At 75.2% G+C, this 4,501-nt stretch carries 3 protein-coding genes; all 3 read right to left on the bottom strand.

The window, feature by feature from the left end; translation table 11 throughout:
* Nucleotides 1-148: 148 nt before the first annotated feature.
* Nucleotides 149-1,639 (bottom strand): S8 family serine peptidase, encoded by a 1,491-nt coding sequence (locus ACFWA9_RS38325; protein ID WP_380394050.1) that lies wholly within the window; start codon nt 1,637-1,639, stop codon nt 149-151.
* Between the two features lie 357 nt (nt 1,640-1,996).
* Nucleotides 1,997-3,115: an amidohydrolase family protein gene (locus ACFWA9_RS38320; RefSeq protein ID WP_380394047.1), complete on the bottom strand. Its 1,119-nt coding sequence runs from the start codon at nt 3,113-3,115 to the stop codon at nt 1,997-1,999.
* A 3-nt stretch (nt 3,116-3,118) separates the two neighbouring features.
* Nucleotides 3,119-4,480 carry a glutamine synthetase gene (locus ACFWA9_RS38315; RefSeq protein WP_380394053.1) on the bottom strand — a complete coding sequence of 454 codons (1,362 nt, stop codon included), beginning with the start codon at nt 4,478-4,480 and terminating at the stop codon, nt 3,119-3,121.
* Nucleotides 4,481-4,501: the final 21 nt, after the last annotated feature.

Genomic DNA, 4,501 nt, shown 5'->3' with positions numbered 1-4,501 from the left:
CCCAGTGCGACCCCCGGCCCGTCGCGGCCGGCTGACCCCCCGGACCCTGGGGGGGGGGGGGCCCCCGGCCCCCCCCCCCCCCCCCCACCCCTCGGTTCGATCAGCCCCGGCCGCTCGGACCGTCGGCGCCTACCGTGCGGTCAGCGCGTCAGCGCCACCACTGGACCGCCTTCTCGGCGTTGATGATGCCCGCGCCGTAGAAGCCGTTGTCGTCCGCGCCGCCCTCGCAGGTGGCCGCCCACCTGCCGGTGCCGCCCGGGTTGTACGGGCCCGACGGGCAGGCGTGCGACTCGGCCTGGTTGGTCAGCAGCTCGGTCAGCTCCTCCGGGCTCGCCCACGGGAAGGTGCTGGCGAGCAGCGCCAGGACGCCGGCCGCGTGCGGGGAGGCCATCGAGGTGCCCTGCATGTAGCCGTAGCGGCCGCCGGGGATGGTGGAGAGGGTGCGGCCGTTCTTGTCCGGGGTGTCCGGGATCTGGTAGAGCCGGTCGCCACCGGGGGCGGCGACGGTCACCTTGTCCTTGCCGTAGCTGGAGTAGTACGACTTGTCACCGTTGACGCCCACCGAGGAGACCGAGACCACGCCGTCCAGCTCGGTCGGCAGGTTGAGGCAGTCCTGGGTGATCGGGCGGGTGCCCGGGGTGGTGTCGTCCGGGCTGCTGACGTCCACGGTCTTGTGGGCGAGGTCGATGTTCTCGTTGCCCGCCGCGGCCACGTTGAGGACGCCCTTGCGCTGCGAGAACTCGACCGCGCGGCGCACGGCGGTGGTGATCGCCGCCTGGTCCGCGTCGTTCTGGCAGTTGAACATCCACGGGTCGACGTAGTAGCTGTTGTTGGTCACCTTGAACTTGTGCTCACCGGCCCAGACGAAGCCGCAGATCGCGTACTCCGGGTAGATGAACCCGCCGTCGTCGACGACCTTGACGGCGGCCAGCTTGACGTTCGGGGCTATGCCCTCGATGCCCTTGCCGTTCTTGGCCGCGGCTATGGTGCCGGCCACGTGGGTGCCGTGGTCGCCGTCGGGGCCCGGCTGCCAGGCCGCCCAGTCGGTGTTCGGCTTGCCGCCGTCGATGCAGGAGACCGACTGCGAGGCGTCGACGTTGGCGGCGAGGTCCTCGTGGGTGCCGTCGATGCCGGAGTCCAGCACGCCGACGGTCACGTTGCGGCTGCCCAGGGAGAGCTTGTGGGCCTTGTCCACGCCGATCTGACGCATGTCCCACTGGTTGGCCCAGTAGGGCTCCTGGCCGGCCGCGGCGGCGGTGACCGGCTCGGCGGCGACCTCGGCCTTCTGCGTCTCGGCGGCCGTGATGCCCTTGGTGCGGCTGGTGCCGACCGACTGGACGCCCTTCGCCTTCCGCAGCTTGGCGGCGAACTGGGTGTCGGTCGAGCGGGCGATCACCACGCCGATCTGCTCGTACGAGTACACCACGGTGCCGCCGAGGGTCGTGACGGCCTTCTCGACCTTCTGCACCTGGCCGTGGTTGGCCTGGGTGTTGACGACGTAGCTCAGCAGCGGCCCGGTGGTCGGCTCGGCCCCGGAGGCGGCGACGGCGGTCCCGGCAGGCAGTGCCAGGGCACTGGCCGCGGCGAGGGCGACGCCCACTGCGGCGTACCGGGTCCGGCTGATCCGAGGAACACTCATAGGGGTTGGCCCTCCCGAGTCGTCGTGCAGCTGCGGATGGCAGGTGCAGTGGAATGATCGGGACGCTAGTGAACATGCGTTGTAATCCGCAAGAGGTAGTCATCTAATCGACACCGTTCGGCCACTTCCGAGGGGTGCGGCTCCGGCCGATCCGACCCGGTGTCAATCCATACGGTGAATATCCGGCCCGCGCGCGCTTTCCCTCACCGGGGCGTAGACGATCCACAATTCCCGGGCCACCGGGGCCGCTCGGCGCACCCGGTCAGGGGCCGCCGCCGGGGCGCCCGCACCGCGCCGACCAGGGCCGGACGCTCCACCGGCCGGCCGGCCCGGGCCGCCACCGCGGCCGCCCGCCGCTCAGAGCCGGTACAGGCGAAGGGCGTTGTCCGCCGCGACCTGCCGGGCGAGGTGGCGGCCATCGGCCGCCGAGCAGGCGCCGTCCGCGCGCCAGCCGTCCAGCAGGGCGCCCAGGCCGTGCCGGAACTGGGCGGTGCCCACCAGGTAAAGCTCCGGCAATCCGTAGGCGTCGGTGGAGAAGAGCAGCTTGCCGAACGGCGCCAGCTCCAGCATCTCGCCGAGTACGGCGGCCACCCGGGGCCCGACGTAGGAGGCCGTCAGCCCGAGGTCGGTGTACACCAGCGGGAAGGCCTGGGCCAGCCAGGCCGCCTGCCGGTGGTAGGGATATCCGTGCAGGAGCACCAGCGGAACGCCGCTCGGCTCGGCGGCCCGGACGAAGTCGGTCAGCAGCGACGGGTCGGCCCGGTGCAGGGTGAGGTCCGGATCGCCGAACCCGGTGTGCAGTTGGAGCGGCAGGCCGAGCTCGGCGCAGACGTCGAGCGCCGTCCAGAGCAGGTGGTGCAGCAGCACGGGGTGGCTCAGCCGGCCGCGCCCGGCGCGCAGCCACTCCCCGGCGGCCGCCACCACCGCCGCCGGGGCGGGGCGCTCGGCCGGTACCGCCAGGCCCTGCCGGTAGGCCACCACCGACTTGACCGCCACCGCGCCGGCCGCCGACGCGGCCAGCGCCTCGCGGACGAGGGCCGGCCAGGACCCGGCCGGCGCCGAGACGGTCTCGGCGACGGACTCCAGCCGGACCACCTCGCGCACCCGGGCGCCGGCCGCCTCGGCGAACTCGCTGAGCGGGAGCAGCGGGTGGCCGGCCGCCTCGGCCAGGCCGGTGTCCACCAGGCAGGTGTCCAGCCCGGCGGCCGCCAGCAGCCGCCGGGTGGCCTCGGCGGCGCCCAGCTCCGCCCGCCGGGCCAGGTAGTCGGCGGCGGGGGCGTGCACGGGCAGCCCCAGCGCGGGCGGGCACCAGCGCCGCACGGCCAGGCCGAGGGCGCTGTCGAACGGCGTGGTGCCGGGCGCGGGCGGGCGGTCGGACTCGGTGAGCAGCCCGGCCAGCGCGCCGTCGGCGAGGTCGGCCACCACCACGCTGTGGCAGTGGTGGTCGACCAGCGCCGGCACCTCCAGCGAGCGCACCGGTCAGTACCGCCAGCGGGTGGCCGCGACCAGCTGCTCCGGGGTGGCCGAGGCGTGGCGCTCGCTCTCGCCGCGGCGGACGGCCAGCACCGCCTCGTACAACGGCTCGCCGAGCGCCTCGCGGAGCACCGCCGACCGCTGGTAGGCCTCGAGCGCGTCACCCGGGCCCGCCGGGAGCCGGGGCACCGTGCCGGGCGCGGCCTCGGCCGGGTCGCCGGTGAACTCGGGCGGGAGCGCGAGCCGTTGCGCCAGCCCGGCGAGACCGGTGGCGAGCACCCCGCCGATCGCCAGGTACGGGTTGGCGGTGGCGTCGAAGCACTTGATCTCGGCGTTGGCCGCGGTGGCGCGCTCCCCGGTGGAGCCCGTCACCAGCCGCAGCGCCGCCTCCCGGTTCTCCAGACCCCAGCACTGGTAGGCGCCGGCCCAGTGCGAGGGCACCAGCCGCAGGTACCCGGCCGGGCTGGAGGAGCCGAGCACCAGCAGCTCGGGCAGCGCGCCGAGCACTCCGGCGAGGAAGCCCTCCGCCTCGGCCGTCAGCCCGTGCGGGCCGGCTCCGCCGCGGGCGAGGTTCCGGCCGTCCCGCCAGAGGCTGAGGTGGAGGTGGCCGCCGTTGCCGACCGAACCGGCCTCGACCACCGGGGCGAAGGAGGCGCGCAGGCCGTGCCGGGCGGAGACGGCGCGGACGGTCTGGCGGACCAGGACGGAGGTGTCGGCGGCCTCGACCGGCCCCTCCGGGGCGACCGACACCTCGAACTGGCCCGGCGCGTACTCGGGGTGGATCTGCAGGACGGCGAGGCCCTGCGCGCCGAGGGCGTGCAGCACCTCGCGCAGGTAGTCGGAGAGGTCGGTCAGGCGCTGCATGCCGTAGGCCGGGCCGTCGGTCGGGTAGCGGGGCTCCTCCTGCGCCGGTCCGGCGAGCGCGACGACCCACTCGACCTCGATACCGGCCTTGACGGTGATCCCGCGCTCGGCGGCGGCGGCCGTCATCCGGCGGGCGAACAGCCGCTGGCAGCCCGGGTGCGGGGCGCCGGACTGGGTGTACCGCTCGCCCGGGGCCCAGGCCCAGCCGGGCTGGGCGGCCAGCGGGACCACCCGGTCGAGGTCCGGGTAGAGCCGGAGGTCCCCGGTGGGCCCGCCGATCGACCGGCTGGTGACGATCGAGTCGTCGGCCAGGAAGACGTCGAAGCAGGGCGCCGTGCCGACGCCCCACTCGGCGGCGTGCACCAGCCCGTCCAGCGGGACGGCCTTGACCCGGGCGATGCCCGCGTTGTCGACCCAGGTGACGGCGACCGCCTCGACCCCCGCCGGGCGCAGCCGCTCGACGGCCGCCTGCGCCCGCTCGCCGCGCTCGGCCCGCGGCGGCAGGGCGACGGCGGCCGCCGGGCC

Source organism: Kitasatospora sp. NPDC059973 (assembly GCF_042737525.1).
In the GTDB taxonomy this organism is placed as follows: Bacteria; Actinomycetota; Actinomycetes; order Streptomycetales; family Streptomycetaceae; genus Kitasatospora.
This window is presented reverse-complemented; position numbering and strand designations above follow the sequence as displayed.

Bases quoted from the DNA above. Each gene is read 5' to 3' on its own strand.
- ACFWA9_RS38325 (WP_380394050.1), bottom strand. From the start codon at position 1,639: ATGAGTGTTCCTCGGATCAGCCGGACCCGGTACGCCGCAGTGGGCGTC.